The 19,986-nt window shown below is 66.6% G+C and carries 17 protein-coding genes; 12 read left to right on the top strand and 5 right to left on the bottom strand.

Going from position 1 to position 19,986, the window contains the following annotated elements:
• Positions 1 to 2: 2 nt before the first annotated feature.
• The 4 genes from FB559_RS10455 to FB559_RS10440 all read right to left on the bottom strand — a co-directional run bounded on the left by FB559_RS10455 (position 3) and on the right by FB559_RS10440 (position 4,355).
• Complete coding sequence (locus tag FB559_RS10455) at positions 3 to 632, bottom strand: SAF domain-containing protein (RefSeq protein ID WP_141955427.1); 630 nt, start codon at positions 630 to 632, stop codon at positions 3 to 5.
• 571 nt (positions 633 to 1,203) lie between these two features.
• A complete protein-coding gene (locus FB559_RS10450; protein WP_141955426.1) occupies positions 1,204 to 1,650 on the bottom strand; it encodes a hypothetical protein in 447 nt (148 codons plus the stop codon).
• 1,023 nt (positions 1,651 to 2,673) lie between these two features.
• Positions 2,674 to 3,285 (bottom strand): hypothetical protein, encoded by a 612-nt coding sequence (locus FB559_RS10445; protein ID WP_141955425.1) that lies wholly within the window; start codon positions 3,283 to 3,285, stop codon positions 2,674 to 2,676.
• Positions 3,286 to 3,461: 176 nt separating this feature from the next.
• Positions 3,462 to 4,355, bottom strand: coding sequence for a hypothetical protein (locus FB559_RS10440; protein WP_141955424.1), 894 nt, complete (start codon positions 4,353 to 4,355; stop codon positions 3,462 to 3,464).
• 462 nt (positions 4,356 to 4,817) lie between these two features.
• Here FB559_RS10440 and FB559_RS10435 point away from each other — a divergent pair, with 462 nt between their 5' ends.
• From FB559_RS10435 to FB559_RS10400, 8 genes are all read left to right on the top strand, one after another.
• A complete protein-coding gene (locus FB559_RS10435; RefSeq protein WP_141955423.1) occupies positions 4,818 to 7,748 on the top strand; it encodes an AfsR/SARP family transcriptional regulator in 2,931 nt (976 codons plus the stop codon).
• Positions 7,749 to 8,135: 387 nt separating this feature from the next.
• Complete coding sequence (locus FB559_RS10430; protein WP_185792128.1) at positions 8,136 to 8,570, top strand: ATP-binding protein; 435 nt, start codon at positions 8,136 to 8,138, stop codon at positions 8,568 to 8,570.
• A 611-nt stretch (positions 8,571 to 9,181) separates the two neighbouring features.
• Complete coding sequence (locus FB559_RS10425; RefSeq protein WP_141955421.1) at positions 9,182 to 9,493, top strand: hypothetical protein; 312 nt, start codon at positions 9,182 to 9,184, stop codon at positions 9,491 to 9,493.
• 986 nt (positions 9,494 to 10,479) lie between these two features.
• Positions 10,480 to 11,469, top strand: coding sequence for a MarR family transcriptional regulator (locus tag FB559_RS10420; RefSeq protein WP_141955420.1), 990 nt, complete (start codon positions 10,480 to 10,482; stop codon positions 11,467 to 11,469).
• A gap of 91 nt (positions 11,470 to 11,560) precedes the next feature.
• Positions 11,561 to 12,811: an AAA family ATPase gene (locus tag FB559_RS46145; RefSeq protein ID WP_141955419.1), complete on the top strand. Its 1,251-nt coding sequence runs from the start codon at positions 11,561 to 11,563 to the stop codon at positions 12,809 to 12,811.
• Positions 12,812 to 12,848: 37 nt separating this feature from the next.
• Positions 12,849 to 14,666, top strand: coding sequence for a hypothetical protein (locus FB559_RS10410; RefSeq protein ID WP_141955418.1), 1,818 nt, complete (start codon positions 12,849 to 12,851; stop codon positions 14,664 to 14,666).
• A gap of 262 nt (positions 14,667 to 14,928) precedes the next feature.
• Complete coding sequence (locus FB559_RS10405) at positions 14,929 to 15,384, top strand: hypothetical protein (RefSeq protein WP_221639954.1); 456 nt, start codon at positions 14,929 to 14,931, stop codon at positions 15,382 to 15,384.
• 834 nt (positions 15,385 to 16,218) lie between these two features.
• The gene (locus FB559_RS10400; protein WP_141955416.1) at positions 16,219 to 16,770 is read left to right on the top strand and encodes a hypothetical protein; all 552 of its coding nucleotides are present in this window, start codon (positions 16,219 to 16,221) and stop codon (positions 16,768 to 16,770) included.
• A 412-nt stretch (positions 16,771 to 17,182) separates the two neighbouring features.
• Here the strand turns inward: FB559_RS10400 and FB559_RS10395 are convergent, their stop codons facing one another.
• Positions 17,183 to 17,392 (bottom strand): DUF4314 domain-containing protein, encoded by a 210-nt coding sequence (locus FB559_RS10395; RefSeq protein ID WP_141961609.1) that lies wholly within the window; start codon positions 17,390 to 17,392, stop codon positions 17,183 to 17,185.
• A gap of 436 nt (positions 17,393 to 17,828) precedes the next feature.
• Here FB559_RS10395 and FB559_RS10390 point away from each other — a divergent pair, with 436 nt between their 5' ends.
• The 4 genes from FB559_RS10390 to FB559_RS10375 all read left to right on the top strand — a co-directional run bounded on the left by FB559_RS10390 (position 17,829) and on the right by FB559_RS10375 (position 19,870).
• The gene (locus FB559_RS10390) at positions 17,829 to 18,161 is read left to right on the top strand and encodes a hypothetical protein (RefSeq protein WP_141955415.1); all 333 of its coding nucleotides are present in this window, start codon (positions 17,829 to 17,831) and stop codon (positions 18,159 to 18,161) included.
• An 11-nt stretch (positions 18,162 to 18,172) separates the two neighbouring features.
• Positions 18,173 to 18,517, top strand: coding sequence for a hypothetical protein (locus FB559_RS10385; RefSeq protein WP_141955414.1), 345 nt, complete (start codon positions 18,173 to 18,175; stop codon positions 18,515 to 18,517).
• Between the two features lie 274 nt (positions 18,518 to 18,791).
• Positions 18,792 to 19,625, top strand: coding sequence for a MarR family transcriptional regulator (locus tag FB559_RS10380; protein ID WP_141955413.1), 834 nt, complete (start codon positions 18,792 to 18,794; stop codon positions 19,623 to 19,625).
• Positions 19,622 to 19,870 (top strand): hypothetical protein, encoded by a 249-nt coding sequence (locus FB559_RS10375; protein ID WP_141955412.1) that lies wholly within the window; start codon positions 19,622 to 19,624, stop codon positions 19,868 to 19,870. The genes FB559_RS10380 and FB559_RS10375 overlap by 4 nt, the downstream gene beginning before the upstream one ends.
• Positions 19,871 to 19,986 lie beyond the last annotated feature (116 nt).

Here is a 19,986-nt window from a genome sequence, read left to right as displayed (position 1 = left end):
ACTCAACCTCCCCGCGCCGTGACGACCACGGCGATACGCCCGGCCGCTGCCTCCCGAGCAAGGGTGGAGCTGTCGGCGTCCGCGACCAGGAGCGAAACCGTCATCGACCCGTCAGCGTCGGGGCCACCGACCGCATCCACGACAGCCGATACGTCCTTGCCCGCCGCCGCGTCGCTTGAAGGGGTTGTCCCGATCTGTGTCGCGGCGCCATCGTCGGCTCCGCTTTGGGCTCCCGTGACCCCCTGCTGATTGGTCAGGACCAGGCGTACCTTCGAACCCGGGGCCAGCCCTTGCGGCGGCAGCTGGTCGGCTTTGATCCCGGTGGTGACCAGGGCCTGGCCGGGCTGTGGAGACAACGCGGTCGTCACCTGCGAGACGGTCAGCAACGTGCCATGCCGAAGATCCACCGCGGCCCGGCGGCCGACCACCTGAAGGAGCTCGCTGCCCGAGATACTTCCCAAGCCGCTGTCCAGTGCCACGCTCGCGGTGCCCAGATCGGCACGGCCGATACGTGCACCGACCGGAACATCGCGCGCGATCTGGATTACCAAGCGGCGTTGGCCGACGTGCTGGAACAGGTACACGTTCGCCAGGACCGCCACCGCCGTCAACGCGGCACCGGCCGCGATCATCCCCGGGCGTCGCTGGCGCCCCAACCGTGTTCGCGACCCTGCCGCGAACGCGCGACCGGCACGCATCGCCGATGGATCCGGCGCCGGGCTGCTCACTGTCATGGTGCTTTCGCCTCCCTCCGGAAGGAACGCTGGCATGACCCCGCCGCATGGGCGTGAAGGCCACGGGACATCGCCCGACCGGTCCCTGGCTGGTCGACCTCACCTGCTCGCTCAAGGCCCGCATCCAGCGGAATGACTCCGGGCACCGCCGCTGTGCCCGACCGGTATGCGGTAACGGTGATCGTCACCGTGGGCATCCGGCACGTCCCGGACGAGAGCGGGTCGCCACACAGCGGAACCACGCACCTGCCCATGCCATCGGCATGACAGCCGACACCCAGTCCATCACTCGGCTCGTCCTGCCGGTCGCCGGTAGAGATCTGGCCGGCCGGTCCATCTAGGGGTGTGTTGCCCCAAGGGTTGTATCCATCGGCTCCGGACCGGACCGTCTCACCGCTGCTGAGGGGGCCCGCCCACGCACGAGTAGGCGACAGCAGCGACAGGGCCACCCCACCCGACGCCAGGGCGATCACAAGCGATGACAGGACGCCTTGTGCTGCACCAGATCGATCACCCTCCACTGCTGATCCCCTCCCAACCGCAGGTAGGCGACGAGATTGCGGTGCGCATCACCGCGCGATTGGGGAACCAGCCGGTGCGTACGCACATCGGCCAGACCTGCGCGTGAGGCGTCCTGGCAGTCATGCACCATCGCGCTCACCGGCCCAAGCTCGACGTCGGTGACGTGCACGACAGGCCGGCCCCAGGCCTCCAACCCCCGCGCCTGATGATCGATGACCTGCCGGATCTCAAAATCCAGATAACTGCCGGAGGCCAGGTCGGCAAGGATCCCGCGAACCCGCTCCGGGGGAGCCTGCAAGGCCCGGCCGACGCCAGCGAAGAAGCCGCTGTACGCCTCGACCACCGCGCTCTTCGAACGGACAGCAACCCGTTCCCGCGACGACGTCGCGCCCACCGAGACCCCTGCGGAGGAACCAGCATCCGGTCGGCCCTGGCCACAGCCCATCGACGCCAGCCCGAGCGCCAGGATCGAGGAAAAGACCTTCCGACCGAAGCCACCAGCGCCTAACCAGCGTTCTGCCCGGCCCCGCCCTACTGAGTGCGTCCGCGCAGAGAGTGGGCCTTGGATGCACCGCGCTGCCGCGTTCGTTCCGCAGGCGTATGGGATCAGCATGGTCTTCTCTTTCCGTTCATCCGTACAAGCCCTGGGCCTCGCCGACTCGTAGCGAGAATCCGGCCGACCGAGTGATCTCCGGCAGTGACCCGCCAGCTCCACCAGAACCGGTCCACGAACCGCTCCAGACCACGCTCACCCCCACCCGGTAAACCTTGCCCGGAAGCGACCCCGAAGCACGATCGAAAATGTAAGAACAATCGGTGCGCTGGACTGACACTGGCCGACGGGGGTCATACGCGACTCCCGGACCGGCGCATGTCTTATCGGGGAGTCCGCTACCCGGGCGAATAACTAATCGCTGAGGATTGGCCGTCACCCGAGCCCAGACACCGCCGGCGGCAGTCCGTTTCTCCAAAGGGCGCCATTGGCGGCGAGTAATCCATACCCATTCAGGCAGGCCTACCAGACCTCTCGCGCCTCGTGGAGGCGCAGTTTGAGCATTTGGTAGCGGGAGCCATAAGGTATTCCAGGCCTGCTGTGCCAGCATTTTTGGAGTGATCGTGGGGGCATCGTTGCCGCAAGTCACAGGGGTTCCGGCCATGGCTGCCAGAGGATCCGCGACGCGGGCGCCAATGGCAGCCTCCGTGCAGAAAGCTGAACTATGCGACTTATCGTTGCTCCGGATTTTTCCTTGTACCCTTGTTGTCTTACTCTGCCGCTCTTCCGGGCTCTTGGCGGCGATGTGATATCCGTATGGGTCTGCCCAGCCGTTCACGCTCCCACCATGGTCTCCATGTCCGCTGTTCGGCATCGCGCTAGCAGTCGGCTGGGCCGCGATGGCGGGAGCGACAATAAATGCGATCAAGGTACGTGGCATGCGCTCGGGTATTGTTTGAGGCCAGTTACTCGCCATCGTCCGTCATCTCCTCGTGTCATGTTGGCGACGAGGTTCCTGTTTGTTGTACCGCGCGTATTTGGAACCAGCTGGTGAGTTTTGGTATCGCTGAGGCCGGCGTTCGAGGCATCTTGACAGTCATGGATTCTTGCTTTATTTGACTGCAAATCGACTTGTGTCACGTGAACGATGGGTTTCCCCCAAGGCTCTTGATGATTGGCCTGATGCGTCATCACCTGGCGGATTTCCCAGTCAAGGTAGGCGCCAGCCGTGTATTCGCGCAAAATTAGCCGCGCCTGCTCTGGTGGCGAGGTGATGGCCTTCGCTGCCGCATCAAAGAAACTTTTGTACGCTGCGGTCGCCGCGTCTTTGGAATCTTGCGAAGCATCCTCAGTCGAGAATGATGATATGCGATGGGAAGGCGTGGTCGACGTCGAGCGTGGCAACAACCTACGCGTATCGTTACCACCGCAGCTCGCGATAAACAGGCATGCACTGGCCGCTGCGACAGCGGTCCGGAGCCGATAATTTCCGACACCTCCCATCGCTTCTTGTGTGCGGATGCGGAACTTGCCCATCGGCCCTATTGGGGGGTATGTGCTATTAGTAGATGTTTTGTCTTGGTTGGTGTCCATGCCTCGACGCCTCCTGAGTGATCGTGGTGTTTATGTAACCCTCACATCCTTGTCCTTTAGGTTTCACGGTAGTTAGGTTCCGGGCCCGTCTTATCCGCCATAGGGGACGGTTCGGTCGATCAAACATCGGTGGCTCTTTCGTCCGTTTGGTGTTCTGGTGCTGTGATCTCGCGTGCCATGTTCGTGTCGAGCCGGGCGAGGGTGCGTGACACGTAGGACAGGTCGACGTTGATGCCTCTTGCTGCGAGCCATTGCTGGATCCGGGTGGGCTCGGTGGAGCCGAGGATGGTGGCGGCGTGCTCGACGGCTCGGCGTTTGCCGCCTCGTCTGGTGGCCAGGACGGTGAGTTCTTCCCCATGTGGGCGGTCCGGGTTCGTTTCCCGTGAGGTGTTAGTCGCCGGTTGCTTGGCGAGGGCGAGGGCCTGTTCGGGGCTAGTGATGTTGTGCCGGACCGCGATCTTGAGCGCGGTGGAGGTCTCGGAGAATGCGATGAGCCAGCGAAGCAGGCGGAAGCGGGGGAGGGGCGCGTCGATCGCGCCGACTTCGTGTAGTCCGGTGCGCCGTATCCGGGTCAAGATGGCGTGCCACATGAGGTAGGCGATGGCGCTCGCGCCGGCCAGATATTCGGCGGCAAGTGTCGAGCGGCCCGCGTGCTGGGCGCCTTGATAACTCGCGTACACGCATGCGGCGATGAACGTGGCGGTGATCAGCCGGGGGAGGGCGGCCGAGTCGCCGGACAGTACGGCCCACAGGGTGAGCGTGGCTGCGACGAGTGTCCCGCCTTCCAAGGCGATCGGCGGGATGGCCAGCCAGGCGCCGTGGAGTTCCAGGACGTGGCGGCCGAAGTCGAGCTGACCGCGGAGCGCCATCGCTTCGATGGCGGTCAGCACGATGGTGAAGGATCCGAGGGTGATCCATGCCGCGAGGCGGACCTTCGAGGCAGAAGCCGGGTGGTGGGCGCCGGCGACCATGGCGGCCGATCTCGCCGCGGCCGTAGCCGGTTGCGGTTTCACCTTCCTCCGCCTCCTTGCGTTTTGGCTTCCCGGTGAGGTTCATCGGTGGAGTACGTGCATGAGCGTGTTGCAGGGCATTGACGATAAGTAGGCCGGATCAAATCGGCGTCAACGGAACGGCGACGCATAGTGATCGGCGGCGATAGCCGCCGGTCATTGCCGCAAATTTGTGAGCCGCGTGGCGAGGTCGTCAGCGAGTGATCTTCGTCTGATGTGTATTTGCAGGTCGGCATGGTTCTAGCTGAGGGGTGACTGCGTCTCGTGGCTTTTTCGGGCGGGTTTTGCTGTCGTTGATTCGAATCGTTTCGGGAGCTAGTGATCTGCTTCGCGAATGTTGTGGCACTCATATCGTGTTGCGGAGATATGCGGTTTTTATCCTCCGGCCGTGGCAGTGACAGTGCTTTTTGGTGGAGGTAGCGTGGCGCCGCGAAAGGGGCACGGAGGGGAATCAGGAAATGAGTAATGGAGTTCCGTATTCTGGGTGGTTTTGGCGTAGTGTCCGATGCTGGGGAGCCGGTCGCGGTCAACGGCCGGCTGGTCCGCGGGCTGATCTTCGCGTTGATCTGTTACCGGAATGAGTCGCTGTCGCCGGCGCGGTTGATCGACCTGTTGTGGGGCCCGGAGGCGGAGACGGATCGGACGCAGTCGTTGCGTAGCTGCCTGTGGGGGGCCCGCAAGGCGCTATCTCCTGAGCGCCTGGTCGGCGACGATCGTGGTCACCGGCTGTGGGTTGATCCGGGCCGCGATGCGGTCGATGTGGACCGGTTCCGCCTGCTGCACGGCCAGGGCCGTGCGGCACTGGAGGCCGGAGCGTATGGGACGGGTGCGCGGGCTCTGGATGAGGCGCTGGGTCTGTGGGGGGCTGGAGATCTGGCCCATCAGGTCTGCGGGACACCCGGAATGCTGTCGCTGGTCACCGGGCTGGAGGAGGAGTATCGCGACGCCCGGGACGGCCGGATTCAGGCGCGGCTGGTGCTAGGGCGTCATCGGGAGCTGCTTCCTGAATTGCGCATGCTGGTGACGGCTGAGCCGGCCAGCGAGCGGTTGTGGGGGCATTTGATGCTCGCCTTGCATCGGTGCGGTCTCAAAGCCGACGCGTTGCGGGTCTTCGCCGAGGCGGCCACCGCGCTGGAGGCCCATGCCGGTGCCGGGCCGGGGTCAGGGCTGCGGACCTTGCGCGGCCGGATCCAAGCCGATGATCCTGCTTTGAAACCGGCTCGTACGCCGGCTTCCCGGTCAGCTCAAGCCCGATGGCAGGTCGTGCCACGTCAACTACCGTCTGACCTTGGGGACTTCACCGGGCGCGCCGTCGAAGCTGCCGAGCTGATCGGGTTGTTGTCGCCGAGTGGCCGGGGCGCAGCGGTTCGAGTGGCGGGGATCAGCGGGCCTCCGGGGATCGGGAAGTCTGCCCTGGCCGTGCACGTCGGGCATGCTGTCGCGCACGACTATCCCGATGGGCAGCTGTACGTCCGTCTATCTGGCGCCTCACCTACCCCGCAGGCGCCAAGTACCGTTCTGGGTGTTCTGCTGCGCACGCTGGGCGTTGTGGCAGCGGAAATCCCGGAGACGACCTCCCAGCGTGCTGCGCTGTACCGGAGCAGGCTGGCGGGTCGCAGGATGCTGATCGTGGTGGATGACGCGGCATCACCGGAGCAGGTACGGCCGCTCATTCCGGGCGTCGCCGGCTGTGCGGTGATCCTCACCAGCCAGATCCAGCTGACCGGTCTCACCGCCGGTGCCCTGATCAACCTGGAACCGCTGGGCGAGCGCGACGCCTTGAGCATGCTGGCCCGGACCATCGGACAAAAGCGCCTGGACGCCGAACCCGGGGCCGCCGCCGACATCGTCAAGGCGTGCGGGGGGATACCACTGGCCGTGCGGCTCGCCGCCGAACGCCTCGCCTCCCGCCCCGCCTGGCCGATCGCCTACCTCTCCCGTGCCCTGGCCGACGAGCGGCACCGGCTCGACGAACTCGTCGTCGGCGATGTGGCCATGCGCGCCAGCATCGCGTCGAGCTACCAGATGCTCCCCACAGCGGCTGGACGGCTGTTCCGTCTGCTGACGGTCGTGAACACCCCGGAGATTCCCGGCTGGGTCGCCGACGTGGCGGCTGATGGACGGGCAGGGAACCTGCTCGCCGGGCTCGTCGACCACTGCCTGCTGGTGGCTGGCGGGGTGGACGCCCTAGGCCAGCCGCGCTACCGCTTCCACGATCTGCTGCGCGAGTACGCCACCGAGCTTCTCGACGCCGATTGCGAGGCCGCTGACGCTCGTGACCGTGTGCTCGCCGCGTGGGTGGAACTCGCCGACCGCGCCGACGCGGTGATCCCCCGCGCGCTGTACGTGCCGCTCACCGCCCGTCCCGCCGCTCCCACCAGCACCGCCGGCACGGCGACGCGGCAACGGGTCGCCGCCGCCCCGCTGGGATGGTTCGCGGCCGAACACGAGAACCTGCTCGCCGCTGTGGAGGCGGCCTGCGCCGCCGGGCTCTACGGCCAAGGCCGGGAGCTGGCACTGCGCACGGCGTCATACCTGCACATGCACAGCTACCACGAACAAGCCGAGCGGATGTGGACATGCGTGGCCGAGGCCGCCGAACGTGCCGGCGAGGACGCCCTCGCCGCACGAGCGCGGCTGCGGGCGGCGGTCGTGATCGCTGCCGACCGCGGCCACCACGCTCGAGCCATTCCGCTCATCGACCACTGCACCACCGTGTTCGAACGAGAAGGGGACCGACCGCGGACCGCCCGCGCCTACGGACTGCGCTGCTTTTGTTCCCAGTCCCAAGGGCAGCTATCCGCGGGACGGGCCGACGGCGAACACGGACTCACCCTCGCCCGCCAGGCCGGTGATGTACACGCCGAGTTCTTCTGCCTGCGGATGCTCACCACCACCTACGGCCAACTCGGACACCACCGCGAGGCCATCGCCTGCGCCGAACAAACCCTGACCATCGCCGGTGACCTGAACTCGGACACCTACCGCTGCGCCGCCCTGTACACGCTCATCAGAGCTCACTTGCTGGCCGGCCGGCCGCAGGCGGTGATCGACCTCAACGCTGAAGGCATGGCGCTGTGTACCCCGGCCGGACACGAACTGGCCCGCGCTCACTTCCGTCAGCAGACCGGCCTGGCGTACCAGCAACTCCACCGGCACGAAAACGCGATCGAGATGCTCAGCGCGGCCGCCGCCGACTTCACCGCACGCCGCGACCGCTACCAGACGGCACGTTGCCTGCGCGCACTCGCCGACAGCTACCAGGCAACCGGCCACCACGACCAAGCACGTCGCCATTTGAACGAGAGCATCGCCGCGTTTCGCGCACTCGACCTCACCGATGCAGAAAACGAAGCACGAGAAACACTCGGCCATTACCGCGCGCACAACGCCTGACCATCCCAGAAACGGGAAAGTAGAAAATCACGCAAGCGAAGTAGGAGGGCTTGCGAAGAATGCGACCCGAGAAGTGACGCTACGCGCGCCGTGACCTCTCGGGCTGTGATCTTCCCGGCTGAGCCGGCGATAAGACACAAGCCACAGCCGACTCGAGACAAACCGATATTGACCCACTGGCCACGGCGTCAATCCTCGATCAGTCGCTCCGCGTGAACGATCCGTGACTTGTGAATTCATTGAAGTGCGGTGATGGTAGCCGCCCAAATGAATCCACGCGACCGGTCGCCCCGTGCAAGAGAGGCCTGGTTGAGAAACGAGGTACCAATGAACGAGAGCAGTTCGAACATCAGCAGGCGTGCGCTACCGCCACTGTCCCCATGTGCCATGACGCAAGACGATCACGCCATCAGCACCGCAACGACGATCAGCCCTGGCGGCGATACACATATCTGCAGTCAGACTTTTCCCGCCTCCGCTGAACAGATCGCCCGTGCCCGCGACTTCGTCAGAGACAACCTCAAAGACCACCCTGCGCGTGAAACCGCCGCGGTTTTGACCAGCGAGGCAGCCACCAACTCCGTCCGGCACAGCGGCACACGATTCTTCGGTGTGAAGATCACCGTCCTCGCGGGTAACTGCCTACGTGTCACGGTCACCGATGAAGGACGAGCAGGGACCCCCCACCTGCGAAACGGCACCACCGACACCGACACCGAAAACGGACGCGGCATGCACATCATCGACCTGATGGCCGAACGCTGGGGCACCGTCCGCCGGCCAGGCGTCGGAGCGGCCCTATGGTTCGAGTGCACCGCCTGACCCGCGCGACAGCCCCCAATGACTTCCGGTCACAGGTAGTACAGGAAAGCCTGAAGGCGACGGCGGTAAAGGACCAGAATAGGCGAACCCTGGCGGGGTTCACTAATGAATTCATATCGGCGGGGAAGTTGAGGCCTGAGACAAGCACGCGGACAGCGGGCCCGATCATGGGAGCGTATAGCGTCCGCGCTCGCCGATGCCAATGGGGTCACCGGCCGTCTACTGGTCGGCCTACCGACCAGGCTGGTAGACATCCGAGGAGCCATCTATGCAGGTCGGACCCATTTCGGGCCTGCCGATGGTCCTCCCGACTCATATAGCGATCCTCATATCGATAGGGGCGGAGCCCCTCGTGAGGGCGAACCACCGACAGTCGCGCACCCCGAACTACTCCATATCTAACCTCCTATGTATGTGGCTATTTCTTTTACGTGCTTCCTTGTAATTCGCGTCGGACAATGTTTTGGCCGGGTGTGATCTCTTCGAAAGAGTCCGACGAAAGAGTCTTGAAAATGGTGGCCGATGACATTGATTCGCAATGATGGTACGAGTTAAAATTAAATCACGAACGAAAACGGTGATCGAAAGGGGAAATGGAAATGATGACAGAAATGGACGAATTCAACGGGGAATTCACCCACATCACCGCCCGTGAAATCCGGCACCGCGACGTGATCTTGGGTGGCGCCCGCGCCGTCACCGCCCCGCCCGAAACCGCGATCACCACCGGCACCGTGATCGTGACCACCGGCGTCGGCACCGACACCTACGCACCCGATGCGCCCGTGTACGTGTTCCGCCCGGCGTCCGCGTGCGCGAACGAACCATGCCCCGAATGTGGCACCGAACCCGGCGAACCGTGTGATTGGGCATGTCTTAGCTATGCGGCGCTAGATGACGCGGCCGGAACGTCCCCCGCGTGACCACCACATCGGCCCCATGCGGGGGACATCCCCGTGGGCCCGCGTCGGCCGCACCGCAACGGCGCGTGCCCGGGGATGCCGTTGCCGGTCGGGGAATCGTGCGGGGGCGCCGACATGGCCGGGCATATGTGTCCCGTCAGCCGGGCGTTCGCCGACGGGGCGGGGCGGGATCGCATGGCCATCGCGGCCGATGGCCTACCGTGTGAACGGGTTAGGCCATCCCCCGGCTCCGGCGGGGGATGACCTAACCCGTTTTCGTGCGTCGCCCCCGTTGGCTCCTGATCGGCGCCGTGCTATCGCGACGGGTTCAATGCCATGTCCGGGGCTGGTAGCGCGTGGCGCGGGAACGGCGGCGGCGACCCGGGGGATTGGCCGTGGTAAACGGGGTGACCACTGTTGATCTCGCCCGCTGATCGGCACGCGTAGTCATCTTCGGTTCGGGCGATCACGCGAGCCGCGTCGATCTGGTGTTTGTAGCCGGGTTAAGTGGCTCCGGTGTGGGGTGACAGAACCCCCGCGCGACCATCGAAAGATATGCCGTGGGTTGAGCCCCCGGGCGAGTGTTTTCGGCGCCACCCCCACTCGTTCACGTAATTATTTCGTGATTATTTATTGGCATGCCGTCGGCACCCGGCGCCGTGTGATCCGCGCATCGCGAAATCGGCCTTGTTGGAAGTCTCGCGAAACTTTTGTGTTGGTCGGTTAATCGACCCGGCGACATGCGTCATTTCTGTGATGTGTGTCGCCGTCGCTATCTCGTTCGGCCCATCAGCTCGTGTCAAGTAGGAAATGTCATTTTTTGCATCACAACTTAGGTGGAACGTCGATCATTTTGTTGTCCAGGTGAGGTGGTCCAGCCGTTTCGGTTAGCGAGAAAATCCGGCGGCCCTATTGCTTCGATCTCCGGTGTCGAGAAATGGTCGAGCTCCGAACAACGGAATACGGCACCCGATGAATGGTGTCGGACCGACTAATGGAGTCCCGTGATGGCCACTAAGGAAATCGCCACCCGCACCCCGGCGGACGCCGCCGAAGAAACCCCCGGAAACGGTGCCGAGATGGCCGCTGCGACGCCCGGAACCGCGACCACTACCGACGCTCACCCGACGCCGGAACGGGTCGGTGGGGCCGTCTGGTACGCGCTGAGCGACCACCCGGGCGGAACCGTCGCGACGCTGGCGGCGGAATCCGGGGTGGGTAAGGCCACCGCCCGCCGCGTATTGAACGACTTGGAAAAGGCGGGGTATGCCGCCCGCACATCCGGCGGACATGCAGGAGGCAAACGCAACCCCGACACCTGGCACCCCACCACCGACGCCACGACCGACACGACCGTGGGGGCGGTGGCGGACGAGGCGCCCGCCACCCCGCCGCCGGACCGGCCCTCGGGAACGGCATCCGGCACGATCGACGACGCCACCTCCAGCGACGTCACCGACGAGGCGGTCGCCACGGATGAGGCGGACCCGCAGACCGGCGACGGCGCCGGGGTCAACGGGCCGGACGGCGATGAGGCCGAGGCGGCGGAGACGTTGGATCTAGCGATGGTGGCCGATGCCCGTGAGGCGTTGTCGGCGCTGGCCGATGTGATCGAGGCGGCGGGTATCGCGTTGGATTCCGGGGACCGTACGGCGGCGCTGGGTGCGGCCGAGACGATTTACGGCGATTCGGCGCGGCTCCGCCGGTTGATCAAGACCGCGACCAAACACCGCGTTCGTAGCGGGTCGGGTCAACCGCATGCCCACCCGGGGGAGCTGCGAGGCAAGGTCGCGGCACACCTGGCCGCCCACCCGGGACTTCAACTCACCCCGCACGAGGTCGGCAAGGCGATCGGGCACTCGGCGGGCGCGGTCGCCAACGCGCTGGACAAGCTCACCGAAACCGGTCAGGCGGTTCTGACATGTGATCGCCCCCGGCGCTACACCGCCACGGCTCAATCCGGCGCTGAGGCCCGTCCCGCCGCTGTCACGGCATGACCGCCGCCGGGTGGGCGCCCGGTATCGGACGCCCACCCGGCGGTAACCAACCCGTCGGTTTCCCGGCCGACCGTCCCGTGGAGGTTCTGTCATGACCAGCCCCGTCCCCACCACGCCGCCTGTGGGCGGGCCGGTGGGTTTCGCCGCCCGCCCTACCCCGACGGGCCGTCTGGGCCAAGGTGAGCTGCGTCGTCAGGTGGCCGCGCATCTGGCCGCCAACCCCGGCGGCCACACCCCCGGACAGGTCGCCCGCGCGCTGGGCAACCGGTCTTCTGGGGCGGTGGCGAACGCGCTGGAGACGCTTGTGGCCAGCGGTCACGCCGTTCAGGTGAGCACCAAACCCCGGCGCTTCGCCGCCACCTCGACCACCAAGGACGCCGCCCGGGGCGCCTCCCCACCACGCCCCCACGTCGCCACGACCGCCACCACATCGTCTGGTGAGGACCCTTCGGCCAGCGGCGGCTCGCCCACGACCAGCACCGCCCCAACGACCACCACGCCCACCTCTTCGGCCACCGCCTCCCCCCAGAAGGCGACCTCAGACCCTGCGGGTGCGGTGCGGCGGCCGAACGGGCAGACCTACCATCCGCGCGTCCTGGCCGATCTTGCGGATGTGGACGCGTTGCGGCGGCTACGCAAAGCGCAGATTCCCGCCCTGTTGTACGGGCCGCCGGGCACGGGCAAGACCAGTCTGGTCGAGGCCGCGTTCGATGACCTGATCACGGTGGCGGGGGACGGGGATACCGCCGTGGCCGATTTCGTGGGTGAGTACACCCAGACCGAGGCCGGGGCGTACGCGTTCGTCTATGGGCCGCTGGTGACCGCCATGCGTGAGGGCCGGTGCCTGTTCATCGATGACGCCACGCTGATCTCACCGAAGGTGCTGGCGGTGGTGTATCCGGCGATGGATGGCCGCCGTCAGATCACCGTCAAGGCCCACACCGGCGAGACCATCAGGGCCGAGGACGGTTTCTATGTGATCGCCGGACACAACCCCGGAGTGCACGGCGCGGTCCTCACCGACGCCCTCGCCTCCCGGTTCTCGGCCCAGATCCGGGTGTCGACCGACTATGACCTCGCCCGCACCCTGAAGATCGACCACCGCGCGATCAAGGTCGCCCGTAACCTCGCCGCCCGCGTGGAGTCGGGCGTCATCGGGTGGGCGCCGCAACTGCGTGAGCTGATCGCCTACCAGAAGATCGCGCGGGTGCTCGGGGTCGAGGCGGCGGTGGCGAACCTGATCGGCATCGTCCCTGAAGAAGACCGTGACGAGGCTGCCGCCGTCATCCGTTCGGTTTACGGCCAGACCGTCGCCCCCTTGTCTTTGGGCCGCCAGCTGTGAACAGGCCCACCCCGTGACCTCGTGGAAGGACTTTGTGATGACCGGACATCTGATCGCCGCCACCCCTGCCCGCCGTGTGCCCGCAGGTGCCTGGCTACGGCTGTCGGCTGCATTGACCGCTCAGGCTGAGACCCTCACCGGCCGCGATGACCTCACCGTCACCTGCGCACCCGGCGCCGGGCACGGCGCGCCGGGATGTTTCATCCCGAGCCTGGCCACCATCGAGCTGGACGGCGCCCATCTCGGCCATGTCCCCTCGACGTGTGATCCCCGGCGCCCGTCGGACCGCGAGCGATACCCGGCCCTGTGGGGAGTGTTCCTGCACGAGACCGCGCACGTCCGCCACAGCGACTGGCACGCCCGTATCGCCCCCACACTGACGCCTCTCACCCCCGCGAGCACCGGCCCCGGCGCGGGCGCCACCACCGCACATCTGCAAGCCGCGACCCTGCTGGAGGAATCCCGGATCGAAGCCGTCCACCTGCGAACTCGCCCCGCCGACCGGCGCTGGCTGCGCGCCTGCACCAGCCAGCTCATCCTCGCCGACTTCACCGCCCCGCCCACCTCACCCGGCATCACTCCCTCCGGGACACCCATGATCCCCGGGACGCCTGCGGTGACACCGCAGGTGGCGATGACGCCCTGGGAGGCCGCCCACGCCGCCGCCCTGCTGCTGGCGCGCGTCGACGCCGGAGTCTTGGAAGCCGAGGAGACACAGACCCTCGCCACCACCATCACAGGCATCCTCGGCGCGAGCCGCCTGAGCGCCTTGTCCGCACTGTGGCACACCGCCCATGCCACCGCCGATGATGATCACGAGACGATGCTCGACCTCGGCCGCCGCTGGTGCACCATCCTCGGCGCCCACGCGGACGAACCACCACCAGATTCTCAGGAGATGGAGAAGAACGCCGGCGAGTCGAGCGGGCCCTCACCACTTGCCGAAGCGATCACCGCCGCGCTGACCGCCGTCGCGGACGCGGACGCACCCCCACCCCAACCCGTGTCTGGTCCCGGCCCCGCACACGAACGCGCTGCCGAACAACAGGCCCGCCGCAGCGCCTCCAACGCCGCCCGACGCGTGTTCGACCCCGGCCACCAAGACGGCGGACCGGATCGAATCACCGGCACGCGGCCGCCGACCCCCGCCGAACAGGCGGCCGCACGGAAGCTCGCGGGCCACCTGAAGGGCGCCGCCCACCGCGACCGCATCCCTACCGCAACCACCTCGGCCACACCACCCGGAAGGTTGCGGATGCGCGGCGCGCTCGCCGCTGACGCCCAACGCGCCGCCGGGGCCACCCCTACCGCCGAACCGTTCACCCGAACGACCCGCCGCCATGTCCCCACCCCGCCGCTACGGCTCGGCATCGCCTGTGACGTGTCCGGATCCATGCGCGAACTGGCCGCCCCGATCGCCTCCGCCGCCTGGATCCTCGCCAAAGCCGCCGCCAGCGTCCCCGACGCCCGCTCGGCCACCGTCATCTTCGGCAGGGGCGTCCAGCCCATCACCTACCCCGGCAAAACCCCCGCCCGCGTGCGAGAGTTCAAAGCCGTCGATTCCTATGAGAAGTTCTGCGACGCCATCGACGCCCTTGACGGCGCCGTCCAGCTCTCACGCCCGGACGCGGCCCGCCTGCTCGTCATCGTCTCCGACGGCTGCTTCCGCGAGCCAGAGCTGATCGGCGGGCAACAGCGCGTCACCCGCCTGATCCGTAATGGCTGCGCCGTGCTGTGGCTCGCCCTCGATATGGCCGTGTGCATGGACGGCGCCCACCTGATCACTCTTACGACCCCCGCCGATGCGGCTGATGTCATCGGCCGCGCCGCCGTCCGCGCCCTACGCGCCACCTGACCAATCCCGGGCACCCCCAGGATGTCCCCGCCCCGATGGGGGTTTGCCTGGACCGGCGGCCACCAGGCGGGCCACCCTCACTCCGCGCACCGGACGGCCGCTGCCCAAGACCATCGGGCCAACTATCCGGAGCGCATGCTCACCGGCTCGTAAGAACGACCCGACAGACGATGAAGGAGAACATCAATGGACACCTTCTGCGATCACCTGTTCAGGGGCCCTGGACGAGGCCATGCGCGCACGCGAGGAGCTCACCCTCGTCTTGGACGAGAGCGAGGACCCGAAGTTCGCCCGGGCAATGGAACATGTCGCACACGCCCAGCCGTACGCCCGCTGGTGGATGGCCGTCACCGACGAGATCGAACACGGCGGACTAGAGGCAATGGCCGCGCTCACCAAAGTCCGTGCCGCCGCCCGGCAAGCCCTCCTGCTGCCCCACCCCACGCCCGGCGATTCATGGTTCAACGTTGCGCATTCGCACGCCGCCACCGAAGCGGCCCGCCGCTTTTTCCGCGACACCGCGCTCTTCAACCTCGACACCATCACCGGATCCGAATCCGCTGCTCCTGCCATCACCGGAACGGGAGTGCCGCATGCCGCAGCGGCACCACCCCATCAGACCACCGGCCCTACCTGGCCACCCGCCAGCGGCCACGGCACCCCGACAGTGGGACAGTCCCACCACGGTCCAGACACTCCAACCGGCAACGAACGATGAACCCGTGATGCCCCATCCACCGGCAGACGAACCAACGCCCGAACTGTTCCCCAGCGAACACCATGTGGCGATCGGGCAACCAGGCGCCAGGGCTGCCAGCACCTCACCGAAACACTCATCTGCGCGCCGGCCTTCAGCGGTGGAGAAGAACGCCGGCGAGTCGAGCGGCCCCCCACCGTTGGCTGAGGCGATCACCTCCGCACTGACCGCCGTCGCGGACACGGACGCACTTTCGTCCCCCCGCAGCTAGCCCCCGTTCCGCACGCGAACGCGCCGCTGAGCAATCGGCCACACCACCCGGACGGTCGCGGACGCTCGGCGCACCGGCCGCCGACGCCCAACGCGCCGCTGGGGCCACCTCCACCGCCGAACCGTTCACCCGAATAACCCGCCGCCATGTGTCCCCACCCCGCCGTACGACTCGGCATCGCCTGTGACGTGTCCGGATCCATGCGCGAGCTGGCCACTCCGCGCCCCGCCGCCTGGATCCTCGTAAAGCCGCCAGCGTCCCGGACGCCCGCTCGGCCACCATCATCTTCGGCATGAGCGTCCAACCCATCACCTGCCCCGGCAAACCCCACCCGCGTGCGGGAGTTCAAAGCCATCGACTCGAGTGAGAAGTTCTGCGACGCCATAGACCGCGCCGCAACCCGCACCTGCGCACCACCTGAGCCGACGCCTACGCAGTACGCGGTACGGCCCACGCCCCGCGCGCGGCCATCGGGTTGGACTGGACCAGCGGGTCCGAGGCGAGCAACCCTCACCCGTCCACCGGCACCCGCCCGCTGGGCAGCCACCGAGGAGCCACCGACAACCCGACATCGGGGGGACACGATGACCATATTCCGTGATCACCTGTTCAAGATGTGTGAGCAGGCAGTGGACGCCGTGATCCGAGCGCGTTCGGATCTTCGCGATGCCATGGACAAACACGAGGACACCGCACTCGCCGCCGCCATGGACCAGGCCGCGCACACCGTGCCGTACGCACGCTGGTGGATCGACCTCACACGCACGATCGAGCACGGCGGCCTGGACCCGATGATCGCCCTGACCAACGCCCGTACCGCCGCCCGCCAATCGCTCCTGCAGTCCGGGCAACCGATACCGAACAGGTCATGGTTCACCATCGCGCAATCCCATGCCACCGCCGAGGCGACCCGCCGCTTCTACCACGACACCGCGATCTTCAATGTCGAGGCCATCACCGGACCCGGGCCCTCCGCCCCGAGCATCACCGGCCCCGCCTATCCAACGCCGCCACGCACCACAGCGACGCCACCACACCAGGCCACCCATCCCGCCTGGCGACCCGCCATCAACCCCGGCCCGGTCCTACGACCACATCCCGGCCCGGACACGCCCCTGGATCCGAACAGGTGGTGAACCACCGCGACCACCCCACCTGCCCACACCTCGCTCGCAGAGGACAATGTTGTTCCCCCGGCGACCAAGCCCCCCGCCATCCAGCGCTTCAGCCAGCGGTATCGGCATTTCAGCGAAACCTTGACCCACACGCCGGCTCTCGCCAAGACAGCCACCTCGGCCGAGACCAAGCTCAAGGCGAACAACCTCAAGACGAGGCTCTCCGCGGGGTCGAGCGTTGTCCACGCCCGTGACCTGGATACCGCTACTGGCTACGAGATCGCCCGCCGCACAATCATCGGCTGAACACCCGCTCGCCCTTTTTGAGGCTGAGAGAAGCCGAGAGCTGACCGGGCATCAGCCTCCGGAGGGGGTTGCTGATGCCCGGCCAGCGGGCGGCGTTGCGTCGACCGCGAGCCTGACCATGGGTCTGTCATTCGTGGGCCTGCGCCAGGGGTAGCAGGACCTCGAAGTGGTCGGCGCCGGGAATGAGCCCCAAGAGGTGCCCGTCGTCCCAAGCGATGTGGACGGTCCCGGCCCCGTCGATGAGCCGGACGGTACCGCGTGCACCGACCGGCAGACGGGTGTACGGGTCGGTTGTCCGAACCAGCCGAACGCGGTCACCAGGGTGACACTTCGCCATTACGTCCAAGAGGTTCCTCCGTCGGTGAGGAGCGGCCGAGGACGACCGGTGGCGCTGTCTCCGGTCGACCGGCGAACGTCCAAGGCCGCCAGGCGGGCGCATGCTGCCGGGTATACAGGGTCACGTGACTCCGATACCGGCATCACGTGTTTCCCGTTCCGGGCGCGTCCGCTACCTGTTCGGCTATTCGTGTCGCCTCTGCGGGAACGGCCGGTCCTTGGGTACTTCTTGGCGTCTGCTGCGCGTGACTGGACAGCGCGGGTGAAGGCGCTTCATCCTCCCGCTCCCGGGTCGCCATCGGCACCGTGCCGGACCACATGGAACCCCAGGCCCGGGAGAAGGAGGATCAACGATGGAGGACTTGACTCAGACTCTGCTCACACGCCAAGAGCAGGTCCTTCAGGCATCGCGAGTCGCCAGCCAAACACTCATCTGCATGCTCCGAAGTGACGAACCGGTCCCGGCCGCCGTGATCGCCGAGGCCCTCGAACGCCGCGCCTACGCGCGTTGGTGGACCACCCTGACCGACCACGTTGTACACGACGGGCAGGCCGATCCCGCAGCCGCACTGGCCGCCGCTCGTAAGGTCGCCCACGACGCGTTGCTGGTCCTGCCAACGCCCCGAAGCGAATGTCACCACACCAACGCCCAAGCGATCACGACACTCGAAGCGGCCCGCGCTTTCTTCCACGACACCGCCACCCTCTACCCGCCCACCACCGAACCCGCCGCCGCACCGGGCACCACCGCTACCGGCCACGCGGAATGAACTTCCGTGACATGAAAAGAAAGAAACGGCCACCGGGTCTGGCGAGAACGCCGACCCAAAAAGGTCTCTCGCGGCTCATTCGAGGAGAAATATCCACACAGGCCTACGACAGGTCGCTGTATCCGTGGGCCTATGCCGGTCGATTCCTCGAACGGCATTGGATGACGTTCTGGAGTTATCTGCCGCGCGAAGTCCACCAACGCTACGCCGAGCGGGACTTCCAGGCCGACGATGCCGAGCTGATCATCCACGCCTGGGTGGCCCGATATCGGCCGGATCAAGGAATTACCGCCGAGTGGGTCGCTGGAGAACTGGCTGAGGCATTCCTCGCTGAGGGCGGCATCGAAGCGCCATAGCGAGGCGGGGCCGGTTCGCCAGATCTCCCTCATGGCTTCCATATGAGGCTGCCTCAACGAAGGAGTGGTCGGGTCGCCCTCTGGCCCGGCGTCGGGGAGTCATTCCGGTATCTCCGGCCCCGCCAGGCCGGTCCGCGTAGCCGCCGCGAACTGAAACTCAGGCACGAATCTGCAAGCGGCTTTTGACCCGGGAAATCCAGAGGTGAGGCGAAGGCTCCGCCCCGGTGTGCAGCGTGCGCCTGCCCGCCGAATTGTTGAGAAGGGATAGATCGCGATGGTGAATCGCAGTATTTCCGTCGACCAACAGGTGTACGACAAGATCGCGTGGCTGCAAGCGCGGTCAGCTGCGCCTTCGGTGAACGACGCAATGCGGCTGCTGTTTGGCTTTCCCGGGCGACCGCGACGGTCCCGGCCACACAGCACCGATGCCGTCATCACGGCGCTGGATACCCATCCCGGCTCTACGCCGGTACAGCTCGCCAGTGTCGCCGGCCTGGCGTATTCCACGACGGTGAGCATCCTGGCAGAGCTAAAAAAAGCCGGTATCGCCCAGCGCGTCCCCGATCCGCCCCGCGGGCCCGGTGCGATCACCTACCGGTGGCACCTCACCGCCCCGACAATGCACCCGCAGGCCACCGAATTGCGCCATCGGGCGGCCGAGCTGCGCGAAGACGCCGAGAACGAAGCCGTCAAGGCACACGCCGGACTCGCCGAGCAACTGACCGAGTGCCCGGCGGAGACCACGGTGGACCTGTTCGCCGCCATGTACAGCCTTATCTATTGGCGTGCCTACGCCTCCTGGTGGGCGATCGTCACCGATCGCATCACCTGTGGCTCCGACCCGGCCACCGCGCTGGAGTACGCGCGCGAGGCGGCCCGCCAGAGCCTGCTACGCACCGACGCCCGCACACCGTGCACACCGTGTCCCCGCACCAAGGACCCTGAATTGATCCACCGCCAGGCCACCGCCGACTTCCACCAACGAGCCGAACTCTCCGCGCTGCAGGCGAGATGCCGCAGCACGTCATTTGAGCAGGCGTCATCGCCCGGCACCGACACCGGCCTCTGCCCGCCCAACCCTGACCTCGCCCTGGAGGTCGACTCATGAACACCGGCATCACGATCACCTCGGCCACAGCCCGGGAAAAACTCGCCGACCACCGCGCCTATCTCGAGCTGCACTCGATCGTGTGCCGCGAATGCGACTTCATCACCGGAACCCTCGACGCCGACGAACCCGCCGTCTACGCCCTGCACAACGACCACTTCGATCAGACAGGCCACAACCGATTCTGGAAATACACCATCAGCCGCTCGAACGGCAGAATCGGCCACCGCATTTCAGACCTGTAACTACCTCATGGCCGGGCCTACCGGTAAGCGAGGCCGAGCCGTCCGCCCCCGCCTCGGTGCCTGGAAACCGCCCCGCGCACGTGCCATGGCCCATCAACTTTCCGTACCCGCCATCG

This window comes from Actinoallomurus bryophytorum, assembly GCF_006716425.1.
GTDB classification, from domain to species: Bacteria; Actinomycetota; Actinomycetes; order Streptosporangiales; family Streptosporangiaceae; genus Actinoallomurus; species Actinoallomurus bryophytorum.
The sequence above is the reverse complement of the archived record's forward strand: the minus strand, read 5'-3'. Positions and strand labels throughout refer to the sequence as shown.

Coding starts and splice junctions, on each gene's coding strand:
- FB559_RS10400 (WP_141955416.1), top strand. CDS start 16,219: ATGACCATATTCCGTGATCACCTGTTCAAGATGTGTGAGCAGGCAGTG.
- FB559_RS10430 (WP_185792128.1), top strand. CDS start 8,136: ATGACGCAAGACGATCACGCCATCAGCACCGCAACGACGATCAGCCCT.
- FB559_RS10395 (WP_141961609.1), bottom strand. CDS start 17,392: ATGGCGAAGTGTCACCCTGGTGACCGCGTTCGGCTGGTTCGGACAACC.
- FB559_RS10455 (WP_141955427.1), bottom strand. CDS start 632: ATGATCGCGGCCGGTGCCGCGTTGACGGCGGTGGCGGTCCTGGCGAAC.
- FB559_RS10435 (WP_141955423.1), top strand. CDS start 4,818: ATGGAGTTCCGTATTCTGGGTGGTTTTGGCGTAGTGTCCGATGCTGGG.
- FB559_RS10380 (WP_141955413.1), top strand. CDS start 18,792: ATGGTGAATCGCAGTATTTCCGTCGACCAACAGGTGTACGACAAGATC.
- FB559_RS10425 (WP_141955421.1), top strand. CDS start 9,182: ATGGACGAATTCAACGGGGAATTCACCCACATCACCGCCCGTGAAATC.
- FB559_RS10385 (WP_141955414.1), top strand. CDS start 18,173: ATGAAAAGAAAGAAACGGCCACCGGGTCTGGCGAGAACGCCGACCCAA.
- FB559_RS10375 (WP_141955412.1), top strand. CDS start 19,622: ATGAACACCGGCATCACGATCACCTCGGCCACAGCCCGGGAAAAACTC.
- FB559_RS10410 (WP_141955418.1), top strand. CDS start 12,849: ATGACCGGACATCTGATCGCCGCCACCCCTGCCCGCCGTGTGCCCGCA.
- FB559_RS10445 (WP_141955425.1), bottom strand. CDS start 3,285: ATGGGCAAGTTCCGCATCCGCACACAAGAAGCGATGGGAGGTGTCGGA.
- FB559_RS10420 (WP_141955420.1), top strand. CDS start 10,480: ATGGCCACTAAGGAAATCGCCACCCGCACCCCGGCGGACGCCGCCGAA.
- FB559_RS10390 (WP_141955415.1), top strand. CDS start 17,829: ATGCTCCGAAGTGACGAACCGGTCCCGGCCGCCGTGATCGCCGAGGCC.
- FB559_RS46145 (WP_141955419.1), top strand. CDS start 11,561: ATGACCAGCCCCGTCCCCACCACGCCGCCTGTGGGCGGGCCGGTGGGT.